The sequence below is a fragment of the uncultured Streptococcus sp. genome, assembly GCF_963516515.1.
Lineage (GTDB): Bacteria > Bacillota > Bacilli > Lactobacillales > Streptococcaceae > Streptococcus.
On record NZ_CAUQCJ010000012.1, the window covers coordinates 1 to 19,875 of the forward strand.

Annotated in this window: 12 protein-coding genes and 1 other RNA gene; 2 read left to right on the forward strand and 11 right to left on the reverse strand. The window is 38.3% G+C overall.

What is annotated here, in order from left to right; all coding sequences use genetic code 11:
• From RYL77_RS03835 to RYL77_RS03870, 8 genes are all read right to left on the reverse strand, one after another.
• A partial coding sequence (locus RYL77_RS03835) for a Rib/alpha-like domain-containing protein (protein WP_315009988.1) occupies positions 1-5,061 on the reverse strand: 5,061 nt, incomplete at its 3' end.
• 729 nt (positions 5,062-5,790) lie between these two features.
• Positions 5,791-6,480, reverse strand: coding sequence for a response regulator transcription factor (locus RYL77_RS03840; protein WP_000518028.1), 690 nt, complete (start codon positions 6,478-6,480; stop codon positions 5,791-5,793).
• A gap of 11 nt (positions 6,481-6,491) precedes the next feature.
• Positions 6,492-7,916, reverse strand: a complete 1,425-nt coding sequence (gndA, locus tag RYL77_RS03845; RefSeq protein WP_000158778.1) for an NADP-dependent phosphogluconate dehydrogenase — start codon at positions 7,914-7,916, stop codon at positions 6,492-6,494.
• 75 nt (positions 7,917-7,991) lie between these two features.
• Entirely contained in the window at positions 7,992-9,401 is a 1,410-nt protein-coding gene (locus tag RYL77_RS03850; RefSeq protein ID WP_315009990.1) for a cell division site-positioning protein MapZ family protein, read from the reverse strand.
• Between the two features lie 12 nt (positions 9,402-9,413).
• Entirely contained in the window at positions 9,414-10,571 is a 1,158-nt protein-coding gene (locus RYL77_RS03855) for a class I SAM-dependent RNA methyltransferase (RefSeq protein ID WP_315009992.1), read from the reverse strand.
• Between the two features lie 83 nt (positions 10,572-10,654).
• Positions 10,655-11,036: RNase P RNA component class B (gene rnpB / locus RYL77_RS03860), an RNA gene on the reverse strand.
• Positions 11,037-11,056: 20 nt separating this feature from the next.
• On the reverse strand, positions 11,057-11,386 hold the full coding sequence (gene gpsB / locus RYL77_RS03865; RefSeq protein WP_315009993.1) for a cell division regulator GpsB: 330 nt from the start codon (positions 11,384-11,386) through the stop codon (positions 11,057-11,059).
• Between the two features lie 72 nt (positions 11,387-11,458).
• Positions 11,459-11,986, reverse strand: a complete 528-nt coding sequence (locus tag RYL77_RS03870) for a DUF1273 domain-containing protein (protein WP_315009995.1) — start codon at positions 11,984-11,986, stop codon at positions 11,459-11,461.
• 65 nt (positions 11,987-12,051) lie between these two features.
• On the opposite strand from RYL77_RS03870, the gene recU reads away from it, so the two are divergent.
• Both recU and pbp1a read left to right on the forward strand, forming a co-directional pair.
• On the forward strand, positions 12,052-12,648 hold the full coding sequence (gene recU / locus RYL77_RS03875; protein ID WP_315009997.1) for a Holliday junction resolvase RecU: 597 nt from the start codon (positions 12,052-12,054) through the stop codon (positions 12,646-12,648).
• The gene (gene pbp1a, locus RYL77_RS03880; protein ID WP_315009999.1) at positions 12,645-14,822 is read left to right on the forward strand and encodes a penicillin-binding protein PBP1A; all 2,178 of its coding nucleotides are present in this window, start codon (positions 12,645-12,647) and stop codon (positions 14,820-14,822) included. The genes recU and pbp1a overlap by 4 nt, the downstream gene beginning before the upstream one ends.
• Positions 14,823-15,106: 284 nt before the next feature.
• On the opposite strand, the gene RYL77_RS03885 is transcribed toward pbp1a, so the two are convergent.
• The 3 genes from RYL77_RS03885 to RYL77_RS03895 form a co-directional block, all read right to left on the reverse strand.
• Positions 15,107-17,086: a peptide ABC transporter substrate-binding protein gene (locus RYL77_RS03885; protein ID WP_315010000.1), complete on the reverse strand. Its 1,980-nt coding sequence runs from the start codon at positions 17,084-17,086 to the stop codon at positions 15,107-15,109.
• A 201-nt stretch (positions 17,087-17,287) separates the two neighbouring features.
• The gene (gene glf, locus RYL77_RS03890) at positions 17,288-18,391 is read right to left on the reverse strand and encodes a UDP-galactopyranose mutase (RefSeq protein ID WP_315010002.1); all 1,104 of its coding nucleotides are present in this window, start codon (positions 18,389-18,391) and stop codon (positions 17,288-17,290) included.
• Position 18,392: 1 nt separating this feature from the next.
• Entirely contained in the window at positions 18,393-19,817 is a 1,425-nt protein-coding gene (locus RYL77_RS03895; protein WP_315010003.1) for a flippase, read from the reverse strand.
• Between the last annotated feature and the right edge of the window lie 58 nt (positions 19,818-19,875).

The following is a 19,875-nucleotide window of genomic DNA, read 5'->3' on the forward strand; positions in this document are numbered from 1 at the left end:
ACCATCTTTATCAAATAACTCAACTTTAGATCCTGGTTCTGCACTTACTTCAACTGGTGTCTTAGTTCCTGCTTTATCTGTTAGATCTGTTTTGATTTCTGGTTTAGCTGGTGCTTTTGTATCTGGTGTTGAACTTGGGGCTTTAACCGTTACTTTAACTGGAACTTCTTCTTTAGATCCATCTGGGTATGTTACAACTACTGTCGCATCTTTTTCACCTGGTGTCGCTGTGTCTACTGGAGCTTTGAAGGCTACTTTTGTACCCTTAGGAAGATCTTTTACATTTCCAATTGAATCTTCTGCTTTTGGTGTTGTTCCTTTGTTTACAGTTTGTGGTTTAGCTGTTGGTGTGTTCTTATCTGCATCTGTTGGTTTTTTAGTTACAAATTCTGATAAAGGTTTTTTATCTTTTGAACCATCAGCATATGTCACAACTACATTATCATCAGCATCTCTAGTAATTGATTGAATACGTGAAGGTTGTTCTTGTGCGTCCACTAATGAACCTTTTTTATCAGCTAAACGTGCGTCTGGATTGTTTTGAGAATATTCAAGTTTAACTTTCTCTTTAATTTTTTCAAACTCTTTATCAGTAACATTGTTAACATCTGATACAACTACTTTGTCAGCTTCTGCTGGAGTTTTAATATCATATTTTTGAGTTTGAGGTTTAAGAATTACATTAACCGCAGTTGGATCAGTAGCATCTCTACCATTTCCTCTAGCATCTGCTCCATCTTTATCAATGGCTTTTACAAAACGCCATCCTAATGGAGTTCCTCCATTTTGAATCGCAGCTTCAAATTTTTCTTTTGTAAATTTCCCTTCGGGTGCTGGAGTACCTGTGTATGTGATAACAGCTGGATTTTCTGCTGTCGCTGTTGTTTCAGTAGTGAATTTATTCGCAGTGAATCCATATTCTGTATTTTGTTTATTAGTTTCTCCCGCTACATCTTGGAATGATTGGTTAGAACCTCTTCTTAACTCAGCACTTGCAAGTTTGCCACTATCATCTTTGATTTTAATATCAAAAGAATTCACTTCTGATGCGTAAACATAGACCTCTTTCTTATTAGGTGCTGGATCTGAATATTGAATTTCTACAGTTGGTTTTTCATTTGTACGTACAAATTCTGATAATGGTTTTTTATCTTGAGAACCATCTTTATAAGTAACTACTAAATCATTTCCTACCTTCTCGATAGTTTTAATTTTAGCATCCTTATCCTCAACATTCTTACCTTGATCTTTTGCTAAGTTTGCATCATTATTAGTCTTAGAAAATTCAATTTTAAGTTTTTCTTTTACTTTTTCAAATTCTGCATCTGTTACTGCAGCTGGATCTGCTACAACAACTTTTTCAGTTTCTGCTGGTATTGCAATATCATATTTTTGAGTTTGTGGCTTAAGTATGACACGGAATGAACCTGGGTCAGTTGCATTTGAAGAACCTACTGCTTTATTTTCGATAGATGCTCCATCAGCATCAGTTGCAGTTGCATAACGCCAGCCTAGAACCATACCTTCTGGATTTTCACCTTTAGTTGCTGCATCTAGTTTATCTTGTGATAAACCATCTGTCGCTGCTGGTGTACCTCTATAAGTAATGACTGCTGGTGCATCTGCTGTTGCTGGTGTTTCAGCAGAGATAACATTTGCTTTAAATCCATATTGAGTATTGATGGTATTTGCTTCACCTTCAACTGGCTTAAATGGTTGGTTTCCTCCACCATTTACAATTGCGCTTGTGATTTTCCCACTATCATCTTTGAATTTGATATCAAATGAGTTTTCTTCTCCACCATATACATAGACTTCTTTAGTAGCCTTATCTGAATACGGAATTTCTACTGTTGGAGCTACTGCTGGCGCTGCTGGAGTTGCTGGCGCTACTGGAGTTGTTGGTGCTGAACTTGGGGCTTTAACCGTTACTTTAACTGGAACTTCTTCTTTAGATCCATCTGGGTATGTTACAACTACTGTCGCATCTTTTTCACCTGGTGTCGCTGTGTCTACTGGAGCTTTGAAGGCTACTTTTGTACCCTTAGGAAGATCTTTTACATTTCCAATTGAATCTTCTGCTTTTGGTGTTGTTCCTTTGTTTACAGTTTGTGGTTTAGCTGTTGGTGTGTTCTTATCTGCATCTGTTGGTGCTGGATTTACTAGATATGCTGCTGCAATCTTATCTTTTGATCCATCAGGATAAGTGATAGTAAGATTTCCTTTCTCATCCACACTGTATTGTGAATCTGCTGGAAGACTTGGGTTAGCAGTTTTCACTGCTTCGATAATCTTATTCTTTTCAGTTTCACTAACGCCGTTAGAATCTGCAATATCTACTTTTGTACCTGCAACTGGTTCATATTTCTTAGCTGTCTCAAGAACATTTACTATAAGTGCTCTGTATATCGTTGTTGGTTTATCTCGATTCTTCGCATGAAAAACAACCTCAGTTGTTCCTGCTGGCTGGTCCATTGCAACAGTACCACTATACTTAGCATCACGTTGTCTAATCGTAGCTCCATTTGAAGATCCTAGGTACCCCCCTGATGGCACTACACCTTTAATAGCTGTCGGATTTTTCTCAACCGAAAATTTCTCTAAAGCTGTAGCTTGAGCTACAACATCAACATCAATTTTATCACCAGGATATACTGTAATCTCTGACCTACTTACCAATAGTCTAGTATCATCATTACCAGTCACGCCACCATCCTTAACAGTCACTGGTGATGCTGTAACCGTAATCGGTGCACTCTTAGCTGACTCTTTACCACCTGCTGGTGTTGAAGTAGCTGTAATCTCTCCTGCTGGAAGACTGTTTGTAGGGTGAACAGTTGCTACACCTTGGGCATTAGCTACAGCTTCACCGATTACAACACCATCTGTGTTGTAAAGCTTAACAGTTGAACCTGCTGGTGCTTTAACTGTCACATCAGCCGGCGTACTTGCTTTACCTGCCAAATCGTTGACAATTTCTGGACCACTAGTTGTTGGTGTTTCTGGTTGTGGAGTAACTGCCGCTGGAGTCTCTTCTTTTGGTGTTTCTGGTTGTGGAGTAACTGCCGCTGGAGTTGCTTCTACAGCAGCACTTACTTCTGATGTTTTACCATTTTTGGTAGCTGTCGCTGCTACAATACCGGCTGGAATGTTTACTGTTGGAGTGATGCTTGCTACACCTTGGTCGTTCGCAACGGCTGTACCAAGCTTAGTGCCATCAATGGCGAACAAGGAAACTGTAGCTCCCGCTTCTGCTTTCACTTCAACCGGAGTTTTAGTGTTAGCTTTACCTGTTAGATTTGTCGTGATAACTGGCTTAGCTGGTGCTACTGCTTCTTTTTCAACAATTACTTTTACAGGAACTTCTTTTGTAGATGTATCCGGGTAAGTTACAACTACTGTTGCTTGTTTTTCACCTGGAGTTTGTGTATCAACTGCATTCTTGTACTTAACTGTTGTTCCTTTTGGAAGAGTGTCTAAGTTTCCAATTGATTTTGTCGCATCTGGTTTTTGACCAACTTTTACAGTTTGATCTTTCGCTGTTGGTTCAGGGGAAACATCAGACTGCCACATTTTCACAGGGTTAGTTGCAATGTTGGCGAAAGCTGCATTGGCACCTGCAGTGGCGCTACGCATCATACCAAACACAACCTTCATATCTTTCAACTGTTCGTTAGATGTTGTTGCAGGAACTTCAGTTCTAAAACTCCATGCATAGGCATCATACCCATCACCACCTGTAGTCGAACGATCCACAATCAAACGTTTGTCATTCAAGGCAACATTATTCAATAACTCTTTAGTTCTCGGAGAAGAATTAGACGCCGCACTCTTGAAATATCTGTCCTCCTGACCGGCAAGTTTTTCTATAGAACGACCATAGAGATTACTTTCCCAACCAGAAGCCAGAGCAAAGGTATCTTTTTTGTCTAATGGTAATCCAGCAGCTTTATCTGGTGATGGATTTTCAAACGTTACAGAACTACTCAACGCTGAACCATCAGGTTTTATACGTTGAACTTTTCCATTTATAAATTTAGGGTTGATTGGAGAGTTATATTTTGCACGTGTAATGCTAGTTGGCATATTAACTTCTGCAGGAATTTGGATGAAATTTCGATATACATCTCCTCCATCTGTATTATACGTATTAGATAGATTTTCTGCATGATCATTATAAAAGACAAGCCAATCTAATGAAGTAATCTTCCCACTAGCGTCTTTATTATATTTAACTTTATAATTTGTAACTCTAGAAACTGCATTAACAGCGTCAGCTGTAGACGTGGCTTTATTAACATCATTAAGGATATAGGTATCACTATGACCATTTGCGGCTGCATTTGTACCTTCTGCATAGGCAACTTCCGCTCTAAAAGCATTATTCTTATCTAATGCTTTACCGTTACGTGAGTCGTTAGATCCTGTGTTTTCGATTGAGTTAGATTCTGATTTTTTCTCAGTGTTTTCTGCTTTTTTACCTACAGTTGGTTGTCCGTTAGTAGTGTCTACTGCTGGAGTTTCTTTTTTCTCTACAGGTTTTGCTTTTAATTTAGTGTTAGCTGTAGTTACTAATTTGCTGTAAGCTTTTTTTATTTCGTCTTGAGTTGTTGCGTTTGCTAATGTAGCTTTCGCAGCTTCTAAGTCAGCTTTTAATACCGCAACACTCTCTTCTGTTTTGTTTTCGTATGTTCCGTTAGCTAATTTTGCTTCGATTTCTGCAATGTAGTTTTCAAGTTTAGTTTTATCTAAAGCTTTAACTTCTTTTGCAGTTTCTCCACCTAATTTTGCCGCTACTGCTGGTGTTGTAGCAACTTCTGGCTTGATTTCTGCTACAGCAGCAGGTGCCTCATAAGTCTTGCCATCTCCGTTCTGTGTAGGGTTAACATTCCCAGTAGTCGAGTTGCTTGCTACAGTAGTTTCTGCTGTGTTTGCATGAACTACTTGAGTAGCCAAGCTAGCGCCGACCGCAAAAACAAGAGAACAACCGAATAGGAAATGCTTTCCTTTTTTGATCATTCTCCAGTTCTTTTGCTCTGCATTTTTACGATTAAAATACACTATATTTTCTCCTTTTAATTTCTAAAAATAGCATGTAGTACACATACACATACACATACACATACATTCAACATTATAATTTATATAAGCAGATTTGTCAATTATATTAATTATTTTTTATTATTTTCCATTATTTTCAGAAAATTCTAGGATTTAAACCATTCACTATATTGTAATATTGCAATAAAAATAAAATCTCTCTTTTCTTCAAAACTATGATAAATGCCATTTTTCGAATACTTATAAAGAGTATATTGATTTTACCTACAGCTAGCTCTTTCCTTTTGAGCGTCAAAAAGTAGAGAACTATGAAAGTAAGCTTATCAGATACCAATACTCTTCGAAAATCTCTTCAAACCACGTCAGCTTCCATCTGCAACTTCAAAACTAGTGTTTTGAGCAACCTGCAGCTAGCTTCCTAGTTTGCTCTTTCATTTTCATTGAGTATAGTAGATTGAAATAAGATATGAACAAATCGATTAGGAAAGTTAAATTAATTTCTAGAAATATTTTAGCAACCATAGTGTACTATTCTAGCTTCAATAAACTATATAAACTATGGTCAAGAAGAAATCATTCTCTCTGACCATCTCTTTGAAACCTTACAAGCCATCTAGGGGTCTGCATTTTTGCCTCTTCAAAAAAAGCCCCATACTATCTGGTGTTCAGGAATTCCTGCTACAGATAGTATAGAGCTCAAGCAACAGTCACATAACTGCAACTGCTTTTCTATTCTTGCATGGTGTAACCAACACCACGCACTGTTTTAATGTAGCTTTTTTGACCTTTTACATCAAGCTTGCTACGTAGATAACGGATATAGACATCCACGATATTTGTTTCGGTCGCACTTTCATACTTCCAGACACTTTCCAACAACTGCTCACGAGTCAGAACTTTCTTGCTTCCCATAAGAGTAGCCAAGAGGTCATACTCACGACGCGTCAGAGCAATCATCTCCTCGCCACGATAAACGGTATGATGTTCTACATCCATACGCAGATTGCGGTAAGACGTTGGAACCTTCATCTGACTACAGTGTTGGTCGATAAAGTCCCGACCTCGGAAAATCGCTGAAATACGAGCTACCAGATTCTCAATAATAACTGGTTTATAGATGTAAGAAACGGCAAAGCGTTGGATTGTCTCAATCTGATCTTGCAATTCTTCACGATGATCCAAGACCATGATAACTGAGGCTGGCTTAGTCCGACTCAGCTTGTCTGCAAAATCCTGGGCTGTCATATCCCCCAGATGAGCATTCAATAAAATCAAGTCATAGTCTGTCTGAAGAGCCATGGAGAGGGCTTTTTGCCCCTCCTCAACCTGATCAACTCGGTATTGCTCTTTTTGGAGTTCCAAACTTAAAAAATGAGCTAGATTTCGTTCTTTCTCAAGTAATAAAATCCGTTTCCCCATGGCAGACCTACTTATTTTTCGTCATACCAAGAGTAGTGGAATGTTCCTTCTTTGTCTTTACGTTGGTAAGTGTGGGCACCAAAGTAGTCACGTTGCGCTTGGATCAAGTTAGCTGGAAGGTCAGCTGAACGGTAGCTATCAAAGTAAGTAATAGCTGCTGAGAAGGTTGGTACTGGTACACCAGCTTGAACAGCAAGAGCTACGATATCACGCACTGCTTGTTGGTACTTAGCAGTAACATCCAAGAAGTACTCATCCAAAAGAAGGTTAGCAAGGTCTGCATCACGGTTGTAAGCATCTGTAATCTTTTGCAAGAAACGAGAACGGATGATACAGCCATCACGCCAGATAGATGCGATGTCTGCAAATGGCAAGTTCCAGTTGTTTTCTTTAGAAGCTACACGCAATTGAGCAAAACCTTGTGCGTATGAAATGATTTTTGAGAAGTAAAGGGCTTGACGGATTTTTTCAATCAACTCAGCCTTGTCCCCTTCAAATTTGAAAGCAGCTGGTTTTGGAAGGACCTTGCTAGCATGCACACGTTCTTCTTTGTAAGTAGAAATGTAACGTGCAAATACTGACTCAGTGATGAGTGACAATGGTACACCAAGGTCAAGTGATGATTGACTAGTCCATTTACCAGTTCCCTTGTTACCTGCAGCATCAAGGATGTAGTCTACGATTGGTCCGTCTTGACCTTCGTCGTCTTTACGGCTCAAGATATCAGCTGTAATTTCAATCAAGTAGCTGTCCAATTCACCCTTGTTCCACTCAGTAAAGATTTCAGCCATATCTTCTGCAGAAAGGCCTAGCAAGTGTTGCATCAAGTCATAACTTTCTGCGATCAATTGCATATCACCATACTCGATACCGTTGTGGACCATCTTCACATAGTGACCAGCTCCATCAGGACCGATGTAAGTCACACATGGTTTGCCATCTTCTGGTGCTTTAGCTGAGATTTCTTCAAGAACATCCGCAACCAATTCGTAGGCTTCTTTTTGTCCACCAGGCATGATAGAAGGACCTTCAAGGGCACCTTTTTCACCACCAGAAACCCCAGTACCGATAAAGTTGATACCTGAGTTTGCCAATTCTTCATTACGACGGATGGTATCTTTGTAGAAAGTGTTTCCACCGTCGATCAAGATATCACCCTTGTCAAGGTGTGGAAGAAGGGCTTGAATTGTAGCATCTGTACCAGGTCCAGCTTGAACCATGAGCATGATACGACGAGGTTTTTCAATTGAGTTTACAAAACTTTCAACGTCATAGCTTGGTACGAAGTTCTTTTCAGGATGGCAAGCAATCACATCTTCCGTTTTTTCTTTACTACGGTTGTAGATAGCAACTGTGTAACCACGAGATTCAATATTAAGGGCAAGGTTACGACCCATTACGGCCATACCTACGACACCAAAGTTAGCTTTTGTCATTTGACACTCCTCTTGTTTAATTTGTTTTATTTTATCATTTTTACTTTTGAAAAGAAAGAATTTTGTAACGACTGCTTAGTAGTCCAAGTCATCCGCATGTCCAGAACCATTTCCAACAAAGTATCCTGTCTTACAGTTAAGGGTAAAGAGATAGGTTCCATCTGGCTTGTAGAGGTTGTAATAACCATTGCCATTAACGATATTGACACGTTCAAGGATATATTGGTTGCCAGTGATATAACCACGTGAACGTGAAGTTGCTAGAATTTGTTCCAAGACACCATCCGCAAAATCCCATGCAGAGTTATTACTATCATCAATAGCAGACTGGTTATAAGAAACACGACTGGCACTTCTTTGAATAGCAACTCCCTCACTTGATACGCCCATATTGACTTCACCATGAGAACTTCTAGTCTCATTTGAACTACTTGGGCTTGTCTCACTTGTCGTATTTGAGCTGGCTTGACTAGAGTTTGAACTGCTAGTTTGACTTGAACTTAAGTTTGAACTTGAAGCACTTGTTTGCTGGCTCTTACCAAGGCTAACTGCCTTATCTAGCAATTTATCTAGCTCCGTATTTCCAGTTTTAATCTCTGTAAATTTAGCATCAGATTTAGCTTTTGCATTGGTATCCAAAACACCATCCACAATAGCTGGTTTTTCAAATTGTGCATTGACATCTTGAATGGCCTTGATTTGCGTTGCTAGGCTATCATACTTAGATTTGGCAAGAGTATGTTCACGACTACCTTCCAGCTTATCAAGCAGGGTCTTCAGTTGGCTCAACTTATCAAACTGGCTATTTTTCAAAGCCGTTTTATTGCTATCTGTATAGAAGGCATCATATAAAGTATTAAATTCTTCCACTTCTGCCTGTGAGTTTGTGGTTGATTGAGAAGTCTGAATTTCCTTAGTCGAACGAGCCACTTGACGATAGACATAATAACCAGTTCCAAGGATAAGAACCGCTAAGGTTGCTAGAATCCCGTAAATCAACCATTTCTTCTTACTTTCTCCATCTTCACTATCCGTAACTCGAGAAAGTCTTGGGACTTCTTCCTCTCCAAATAATTGTACTTCTTCTGTCCCAAATTCTTCGGCAAGAGGAGCTTCTGGTTCGCGTGTTAATTCTAGATCATCAAACTGACTCAATTCATATTCAGGAGCTGGAGAAGTTACTCCTGTTTCCTCACGAAGCTCTTGAAGCAAATTATCCAGAGTCTGGGGCTGCTCTACCTCTGCCTCTTCTTTTTCGATTAACTCCTCTTTTTTGTATTGTCGGGTCGTAAATTTATCTGCCTCAATTTCATCCTTATGTTGTTTCACATACTTGTCCAAGATAGAATCTCCAGGCAATACACCTGCTTCCACCTCTTCATTTTTTCGCATGGCTTCTCCAACTGTTAGCTCTTTGGCATCATCAAAATCAAATTGCGGTTCTTGATCTTCATTTTTATGACGATTCCGTCTTTTCTTAGTCATGAGTTTACCTTCCTACTTTACTTCTTGGCGTTTAACACGCTGACCAAAATATTGATACAAATCAACTTTTAAGGTACCATTGTATAATTTACGTTTCTTATCTGCTTGACTACCGTACTTGGTCTCAAAAGCTTCATCACTAGTTAAGATAAATTTGCTCCAGGTTTTCAGAGGTGCAAATACTTGCCCCATTTCAGCATAAAGCTTGGTAACCCCTTCATCATCTGACAAACGTTCACCATAAGGCGGATTGGAAATAATCACTCCATTGATTTTATCAGAACGCAAATCCTGCACGCGCATCTGCTTAAAGGTAATATCTCCTGCAAGCCCTGCTGCCTGGGCATTTGCCTTAGCAATTTCCACCATGCGAGCATCGATATCACAGCCCATAATATCTAGTTCCAACTCACGATCCACTTTCTTAGCTGCCTCTGTGCGAACTTCTTGAATCAAACGATCGCTAATCCAGTTCCATTCCTCAAATGCAAAGGAACGGCGCAGACCAGGCGCCATCTTTCTAGCAATCATAACTGCCTCAATACAGAAAGTTCCTGAACCACAGGTCGGATCAATCAAAGGCTTGTCTGGATACCAGTTAGAAAGTTGCAAAATAGCTGCTGCCATGTTTTCCTTGATAGGAGCCCCACCTTTTTCCGTACGATAGCCACGTTTAAAGAGACTAGAGCCTGTCGTATCAATCATGACAGTTGCTACATCTTTGAGAATAGATACCTCAATCTTAAACTCAGGACCAGTTTCCATCAAGGGAACACCTTCTGGACGGGCATAGTGTTTCTGCAACTTCTTAACAACAGCCTTCTTTGAAATAGCCTGTACACTTGGCTCATTGTGAAGTTTAGATTTAACACATTTAGCTTTTGAAATTGGGAACCGAGCTCCAAGCGGTAAATAATTTTCCCAATCTAGAGCAAATACTCCCTGAAACAGCTCTTCAAAAGTCTTAGCAGGGAAAGTGCCTACAATAATCTTGATACGGTCTGCTGCTCGAAGCCAGAGGTTGGTTTCGATAATGGCTCTTGCATCTCCTTGAAAACGAACACGTCCATTTTCAACCTGACAATCATAGCCCAACTCTCGCACTTCTCGTCCCACAACAGCTTCAAGACCTGCTGCTGCAGTAGCGATTAAATTAAATTCTTTTTTCATTTTTAGTCTTGTAAGACCTTTCTATATGTCCATTTTAAAAAATGAGGTTGAGAAAATTTCTCAGCCCCAACCTATATGCAATTTTCTATAAGCCATGTTTTGTTCCAGAAGTGACTAGGACCACTTCCTTCGATAATCATCTGTCTACCACTAACAGCATAGAGCTGATAGTAGTCAGAGTACTACGTTCGTTTCCGCGTACTCCATGCCCCGACCAAAATTTGGGTTGCTAGCTTGAGGGGTTTACCGCGTTCCACTCTCTCCGTTTCCAGAAAGACTCCGTCACTGTGGCACTTTCAAGCCTACTCTGACCTATCCAAGGACTTAGCCATTTCAACTGCCGTAACGATTTCTCGTCCCTAGGCTTATGGTTTCGCCTAGCACAAACACTACAGGCATCACAGCCTGTGCTAGCATGGACTTTCCTCATGAGAAGCAACTCTCCTCACGCGATTATCCAAAAATTGCACATTTCAAATAAGCTCTTATAAATCAGAGTTATCCAAAATTTGTTTACCAAATACTTCTTTTTCAAGACGATTCAAGCGTTTCAAAATATCAAAATTCGTCATAGAGCTTGTAGTTGCCGCTTCAAGAGGCTCTGCTTGAACTGGTAAAGATTTCGGTTTACGAGATAATTCTTCCTTTAACTCAGCAATTTCTTGACGGAGAGACTTGACTAGGGCAGCATAAGTTTCATAGTCCTTGATGACATCGTCCAAAAATTCATCAACTTCAACCTTACTATACCCACGAACTTCACGTCCAAACTCTTGTTCAAAAATATCTTTTGCTGAAAAAATAATACCTGCCATCTCTCTCTCCATTCTCGATTTCTAATAGTATTATTATATAAAAAAAGGCAAACAAAAATCAAGGTCAAAGGCTTACTTTTCAGAAAAATTTTCTGCCAGCTCATTTAAGTCTTCAAATGTTAGCCTTTTTATACGATAGCCTTCCTGATTTGTCATCAAGTTGTCCATAAATTTTAATTTTGTCTCATTTTCTGGATCATAGAAAAAATAGGCTAAATCAGTATTTTCCAATAAAAATCGTTGGTAATCACGCAGTTGTCCCATGTTTTCATACTTAGGATAGGCATATTTAACAAAATCTACCTGCTTAAATTGACTAAGCTTAACCTGATTCGCTTCATTCCAATTTCCCCCGTGCGTTTCAAAATCAAAAATAGTCGCTAGGCTGAAATCATACTCGTCTTTCATTTCATTTGCGACATCAAGAACCCAGGATTCAAATCCCAAGCTCCCAGTAAAGACCAGCCATTTAAGCCCCTCTTCTGCTAAGTTTTCTAAATCTCTTCTAATCGCTTTCTTTATAATTTTTAACCTGATATCTTTTTCATTAAACAAACCCAAATCAAAGCTAGAATAGCCCATAATTAAAGCTCTAGTCATTTTTACACCTTTCTTTATACTTTATGGTATAATAGAGTGATGTTATTGTACCAATAAGGAGAAATATGGTCAACTATCCTCATAAAATTTCATCAAAAAAAAGCCAAACATCTATTTCTCAACCAAAAAATTTCGCAAATCGAGGAATGACTTTTGAAAAGATGATTAACGCTACCAACGACTACTATCTGACACATGGCATGGCAGTTATCCACAAAAAACCGACGCCTGTTCAGATCGTTCGAGTAGACTATCCTCAACGTAGTCGAGCCAAAATTGTAGAGGCCTATTTTAGACAAGCTTCCACAACGGATTACTCTGGCGTATATAGAGGACATTACATTGACTTTGAAGCCAAGGAAACACGACAAAAAAATGCTATTCCACTAAAAAACTTCCATCTTCATCAGATTCAACATATGGAACAAGTTCTGGAACAGCAGGGCATTTGCTTCGTTCTACTTCATTTTTCTTCTCAACAAGAAACTTACTTGTTACCGGCACTTGATTTGATTCGTTTTTATCATCAAGATAAGGGTCAAAAATCAATGCCACTTGGATATATTCGGGAAAACGGATATTTAGTAAAGCAGGGAACTTTCCCTCAAATTCCCTATCTCGACATTATCAAAGAACATTTACTAGGTGGTAAAACAAGATGAACAAACAAATTATTCTGCGATTCTTAAAGTATATGGGAATTACATTTCTTACCTTATTTATCGCAATATTTCTATTAGGTGGTGGTGTCTTCCTCTACTTTGTTAGCAAGGCTCCAGCCTTATCTGAAAGTAAATTGGTTACGACAACTTCCAGCAAGATTTATGACAATAAGAACGAACTGATTGCTGACCTTGGATCTGAACGTCGCGTAAATGCTCAAGCCAATGAAATTCCCACTGATTTGGTTAAAGCTATCGTCTCAATCGAAGATCACCGCTTCTTTGATCATAGAGGTGTTGATACTATTCGTATCATGGGAGCTGCATTGAGAAACCTCCAAGGACAAGGGGGACTCCAAGGGGCTTCAACCTTGACCCAGCAATTGATTAAATTAACTTATTTCTCAACTTCAACTGCTGATCAAACCTTGTCACGTAAAGCCCAAGAAGCTTGGCTAGCCGTTCAATTAGAGCAAAAAGCAACCAAGCAAGAAATCCTGACCTACTACATCAACAAAGTCTACATGTCTAACGGTAACTATGGAATGCAAACCGCAGCCGAAAATTACTATGGAAAAGACTTGAAGGATTTAAGCTTGCCACAGTTAGCACTCCTAGCCGGAATGCCTCAAGCACCAAACCAATATGATCCATATTCCCATCCAGAAGCTGCTCTAGAGCGTCGTAACTTGGTACTTTCAGAAATGAAGGGACAGAAGTATATCAGTGCAGAAGATTACGAAAAAGCTATTAATACGCCTATCACTGACGGTCTTCAAAGCTTGAAGTCAGCCAATAGTTACCCAGCCTATATGGACAACTACCTCAAAGAAGTAATCGACCAAGTCGAACAAGAAACGGGCTACAACCTTCTTACCACAGGTATGGAAGTCTATACTAATGTCGACAAAAATGTTCAACAGAGACTTTGGGATGTATACAATACAGATGAGTACGTTGCTTATCCAGATGATGAACTTCAAGTAGCTTCCACTATCGTGGATGTAACGAATGGTAAAGTCATTGCTCAGTTAGGGGCCCGTCACCAATCAAGTAATGTATCTTTTGGAATCAACCAAGCCGTTGAAACCAACCGTGACTGGGGTTCTAGTATGAAACCAATCACTGACTATGCTCCCGCTTTAGAATATGGAGTCTATGACTCTACTGCTTCTATTGTACATGATGTTCCTTATAACTATCCTGGTACTGATACTCCTCTCTACAACTGGGATCATGGTTACTTTGGGAATATTACAATTCAGTATGCACTCCAACAATCACGAAATGTCACAGCCGTTGAAACTCTTAATAAGGTTGGTTTAGACAGAGCAAAAACCTTCCTCAACGGCCTTGGTATCGACTATCCAAGCATACACTATGCTAACGCCATTTCAAGTAATACAACAGAATCTAACAAAAAATACGGTGCAAGTAGTGAAAAAATGGCTGCTGCTTATGCTGCCTTTGCTAATGGTGGAATTTACCATAAACCAATGTATATCAATAAAATCGTCTTCAGTGATGGTAGTGAAAAAGAATTTTCAGACGCTGGCACACGAGCTATGAAAGAAACAACTGCCTATATGATGACCGAAATGATGAAAACTGTCTTAGTTTATGGAACTGGACGTGGAGCCTACTTACCATGGCTTCCACAAGCAGGTAAAACAGGTACTTCTAACTATACTGACGAAGAAATTGAGAAATATATCAAGAACACTGGCTACGTAGCTCCAGATGAAATGTTTGTGGGTTATACTCGTAAGTATTCTATGGCTGTTTGGACAGGTTACTCAAATCGTCTCACTCCAATCATTGGAGATGGTTTCCTCGTAGCTGGTAAAGTCTATCGAGCAATGATGACCTATCTCTCAGAAGATAACCACCCTGGAGATTGGACAATGCCAGAGGGCTTATACAGAAATGGAGAATTTGTCTTCCAAAACGGAGCAAGAAATAATTGGAATACACCAGCTACACAACAAACACAAACAGTAGAAAATTCCTCTACAACAACTGAAAGTTCAACTACTCAAGCAAATACGACGGTTGGGCAACAACCAAGTAATGCTCCAGTAACTGAGCCTAATCAGGGACAAACTAGTCAAACCGTCCAACCAGTACAACCAACACCGCAAAATCCACCAGTTCAACAGCAACCACAACAGTAAAAAGTAAATCCTGAGTTCACAGTTCTGCTCAGGATTTTTTCTATAATAAAATATATTTCGTAATATTGAAAACATGGTAGATTGAAGTAGGATTCGAACGAATCGATTAATAAAATCAAATTAATTTCTAGAAATATTTTAGCAACCATGGCCTACTCTTCTAACTTCAATCCATTACAAATTCCCTCATTTATTTGTTCAGATTTTATTTCACTATAGAATAGCCATCAATCTATTTTCTAAAAACCAAAAGAAGTCAGCTAAAAACTAACTTCTTTTTTATCTTATTTCACATGTTTTGCAAGGTCTTCTTGCGCTTTTTTATTGGATTCTTCTTTTTCTTTCATCCATTTATCTTGAGCTTTTTGGTATTCCTCTACAGTGACTGCCTTGTCTTGAAGCTCAAGGTATTTATACAAGAGTGGTTCACTTGTACCTTTATTTCCTGACAATGCAAATGGTATTGTAAATGGTACCATCTTAGACAAGATTGGACGCCCTGTACGAGATGTAGTTGGAATAATCAAAGCACTATCTGTCAACCAAGCTTGGGCCGCAGCATATTTATCATATCGTTTAGAAACATCTGTAGCCTCATCACCAGCTTCTGTAACCAATTTTTCGTAGTCATATAGACCTACTTTTTTAGCAGCTACATTATCTTTACCTGAGTCAAATCCTAAATATGTTTTAGTACTTTCTCCTACAGATGGTTTGATAATATCAAGGTAGGTTGATGGATCGGCAAAGTCAGGACCCCAACCGACATTATCTGAAATATCCCAATCCTCACCAGCAGCAGTTTCTGCAAATAAAGTTACATTAAGCACTTCATCTTTTTGCAATTGTTGAATATCAATAATGACATTATCAGTTCCTAAAGTCGCTTCCAAGGATTGTTTCATAGATTGGACGCGCTGAACTTTTGTAGTTGCTGTTTGGTCAACAGGCATATCTAGGTGAATTGGGAATTGGACTCCTTCTGCTTGTAGGGCTGATTTGGCTTTAGCAAATTCAGCCTTGGCTTTCTCTGGATTGTAAAAGCCATCCTGAGAATCTGCAAGATTAACATCCTTCCATTCATCCCCATAAGTCACCAATTTTTCTTTGACCATATCGCCAAAGTTTTTACCATCTGCTTGAACAAATGTTGGTGGAACAAAGAGATTACGTAAGATTTTGCTTGCTCCAGTTTGTCCATTCAGCTGAGAGGCATAGGCTGTACGATCAAATCCAAAGGCAATAGCCTGACGGAAATCCTTGTTTAAGAGAGCCTTTTTGGTAGATGTCTTTTGTTCTTCGCTAGTCTTAGAAGTATATTTATAGGACTGACGGTCAATATTTGTCCCCACTACATAAGTCGTAGAGTCCTGTTGCGTATAGACAATATTGTCTTTCATACTCTTCTCAAGCTCTGCAAAACTTGCATTTGTTGGATAGAGACGAGCTGCTGTAAGGCTACCATCTTTAAAGTTTTCTGCTGGTTTGCTAGTATCTTGACCATCCCAGAATGACAATTTGACCTTGTCAATATGGACATTGTCCTTATCCCAGTAGTTCGGATTTTTCACAAATTCAACAGCAGATTTGGTTACAATGGATTTCAACAAATAAGGACCATTGTACAAGATACTACTTGGATCCGTTGCTTTGGCAAAATCATCCCCTTTTGAGTTCAAAAACTCTTCATTAACTGGTGCCAAGACACCCATGGTTGTTTTAGAATTCCAAAAACTTTCAGGTTTGTTCAAAGTGTATTGGACCGTTTGATCGTCAAGAGCTTTAATCCCAACTTGAGAGAAATCTTTATTTTCCCCTTTAGCATAGGCATCTAGTCCTTTGATTGAATCCTGTACCAAGTAAAGGGCTTCTGCTTTCTTATCTGTTGCATATTTAAGACCTGTCACAAAGTCTTGAGCCTTAACAGGAGCATACTCTTCTCCCTCAGATGTATACCACTTGGCATCCTGACGAATCTTATAAGTATAAGTCAAGCCATCCTTAGAAACTGACCAGTCCTCTGCCATTGAGGGAATAAGGTTCCCGTATTTATCATTTTCAAGCAATCCATCAATCACATTACTAGTAATGTCGGCAGTTGCTGCCTTACCAGTTGTTAAGTAGTTGAGATTATCTGGATGGGTCTCGTAGGTAAATGCAAAGGTCTGCTCACCTTTAGCGCCTGAGCCCCCTGAACAAGCAGCTAAAACACCCGCTGCTAATAAAGTGACACCCACAAGAGCTAATACTTTCCTTGTTTTCATCGTATTCTCCTTTGTTTTTCTATCCATTATAGACCCTTTTTTAAGTCCTGTCAATAGAATTTTCTGAATTTTTGAAAATTATTTTTTAAACAAGAATGTTGCAAAAATATGAATAATATCAAAAATCCCTCAACTACATTAGGTAGTCAAGGAATTATCAATCATATTTCTAAAGAGCAATTGGTAAGCAATTTTTGTTGTTTACTCTAACTCATTTCTTACACACTGCAAGGCTGCTCCAATTACTTGGTGCATATCGTAATAACGATAGTGTCCTAAACGACCACCAAAGATAACATTCCCTTGCTCATCGGCTAATTCTTTATACGATTTATACAAATGATTATTCCGATCATTATTAACTGGATAATAAGGCTCATCACCTTTTTCCCATGTTTTAGAATGCTCTTTAGTAATGATCGTCTTTGCTTGATTTCCAAACTCAAAATGTTTGTGTTCAATAATACGGGTATATGGAGTTTCTGCATCCGTATAGTTGACAACTGCATTTCCTTGGTAATTCTCCATATCTAAGGTCTCATTTTCAAAACGAAGACTACGGTACTCTAGTTCACCTAACTTATAGTCAAAGAATTCATCAATCATACCAGTAAAGACAATCTTAGGAAAATCTTTCAGATATTGCTCTTTATTGGCAAAGAAATCAACATTTGTTTCTACATCAATGTTTTCATGATCCAACATTTTTTCAACTATTTGAGTGTAGCCACCAATTGGAATCCCTTGATAGGTATCATTAAAATAATTGTTATCATAGGTCAAGCGTACTGGCAAACGGCGAATGATAAAGGCTGGGAGTTCCGTAGTTGACTTGCCCCATTGTTTCTCTGTATAATCTTTGATTAATTTTTCGTAGATGTCTGTACCTACTAGAGATATCGCCTGTTCTTCCAAATTTTCAGGAGTTTTGCCATTTAAAACAGCACGTTGCTCATCAATCTTAGCCTGTGCTTCTGCTGGCGTTACAACTCCCCAAAGTTTATTGAAGGTATTCATATTAAAAGGTAGGTTATAAATCTCTCCCTTATAATTAGCAACAGGAGAGTTTGTGTAACGGTTAAACTCTGCAAACTGATTTACATAATCCCAAATCTCCTTATCAGAAGTATGGAAGATATGAGCACCATACTGATGAACTTGAATTCCTTCCTCTTCACGAGTATAGATATTACCCGCGATATGATTTCGTTTTTCAATAACTTTGACTTTTTTTCCTTTTAAGGCTGCTTCATGTGCAAAGACTGCACCAAAGAGACCAGCACCAACGATAAGATAATCGTACATCTTAAGCTCCTTTATTTTTTAATAATTGTTGCTTTAACTCACTTAGATTTATTACTTTAAAAATCAAAATCATACTAGCATAAATTATTGCTCCTAGAACAGCGTATAGTCCCACATTAATCATCGGTGATATATTTAGGAATTGTTTTATAAATAGCAAAATACCATACATAACTCCAGATGAGATTATAATTTTGATCAATGAATCTAAAATGGGCACCTCTCTCAAATAAGAACGAGTATAGAATAACTGTATCAACCATACTAGCACCTCTGTTAAGACAGATACAATTGCAGCACCTATATAGCCCAACTTTGGAAGCAAGAGAAGATTTAATCCCACACTAACAATAGCAGGAATTGTTGTTGACAGCATAAATTCTTTATTCTTATTATGAGGTATTAAGATTTGAATACCCATGATATTGGTCCACCCTATAAAGAACATTCTAAAAATCATAATTGCTATCGCATAACGTGCCTCTTGAAAATCTTGTCCCAGGAAAAAATTCACAAAATCATCATTTACAATTAACATTCCTGCCATAATTGGAAAAATAACCAAATTATAAATCAGAAATGACATCTCATGCATTTTATTAATTGCTTTATGATCACCTAAGGATAAAAGCTTTGAAACTCGTGGTAACATAACACTTCCCAATGAAGTCACTAGAGTTAATAAAATATTAACAAGTTTCAAAGCTTGATCATAGATTCCTACATCTTTTGTTGAAGCTAAAGCTCCCAGCATTGTACGATCCAAAGTGACATAGAGCGATATAGCAATTTGAGGTAAAAACAATAAAATAATTGGTCTCAAATGTTGCTTAGCATACTCCCAATCAAAGTGCGGTTTCCCAATAAACGCTCTTGCTGGTAACCACATACTTAATTGTCCCAACAATTCAAAAATAGTAAGCAAAAATACATATAAATGTAGGTCGTTAGCTGATTTTATAAATAGAAAAATAGCAATAACGCCAACTAGTTTCACTGTAATATTTCTGACTGTAATTTTTCGAAAATCCTCTAAACCTTGGAATAGCCAAGAAATATCTAAACCTTTAGAAAGTAAACTTAAACCAAGAATAAGTGCAACTGGATTATGCATGAATTGAAGAAAAATATACAACATGCAATACAAAAATATCGAAAGAATTGTTGCTCCCAGTTGTAAGGAGTATATCCCCCAAAAATTTTTATCAATGTCTTTCCGATGTCCTGAAATTACTTTTGTACCATAGTTAGCAACACCTAAAGTTGCTAATAGTATAAAGTAGATTACAATTGAACTGAAATAACCATATGTCCCCAAATCATCTGAAGAAAATATCCGTGTTACATACGGAGTCGTAATAATCGGAAGTATAATTACTAACAATTGGTAGGAAAGGTTATATGCATAGTTTTTTAATACTTTCACTATTTCTCATCTCCATTATATCTATATTTTGCATAATTAAAATAACTTTTTAATGCTA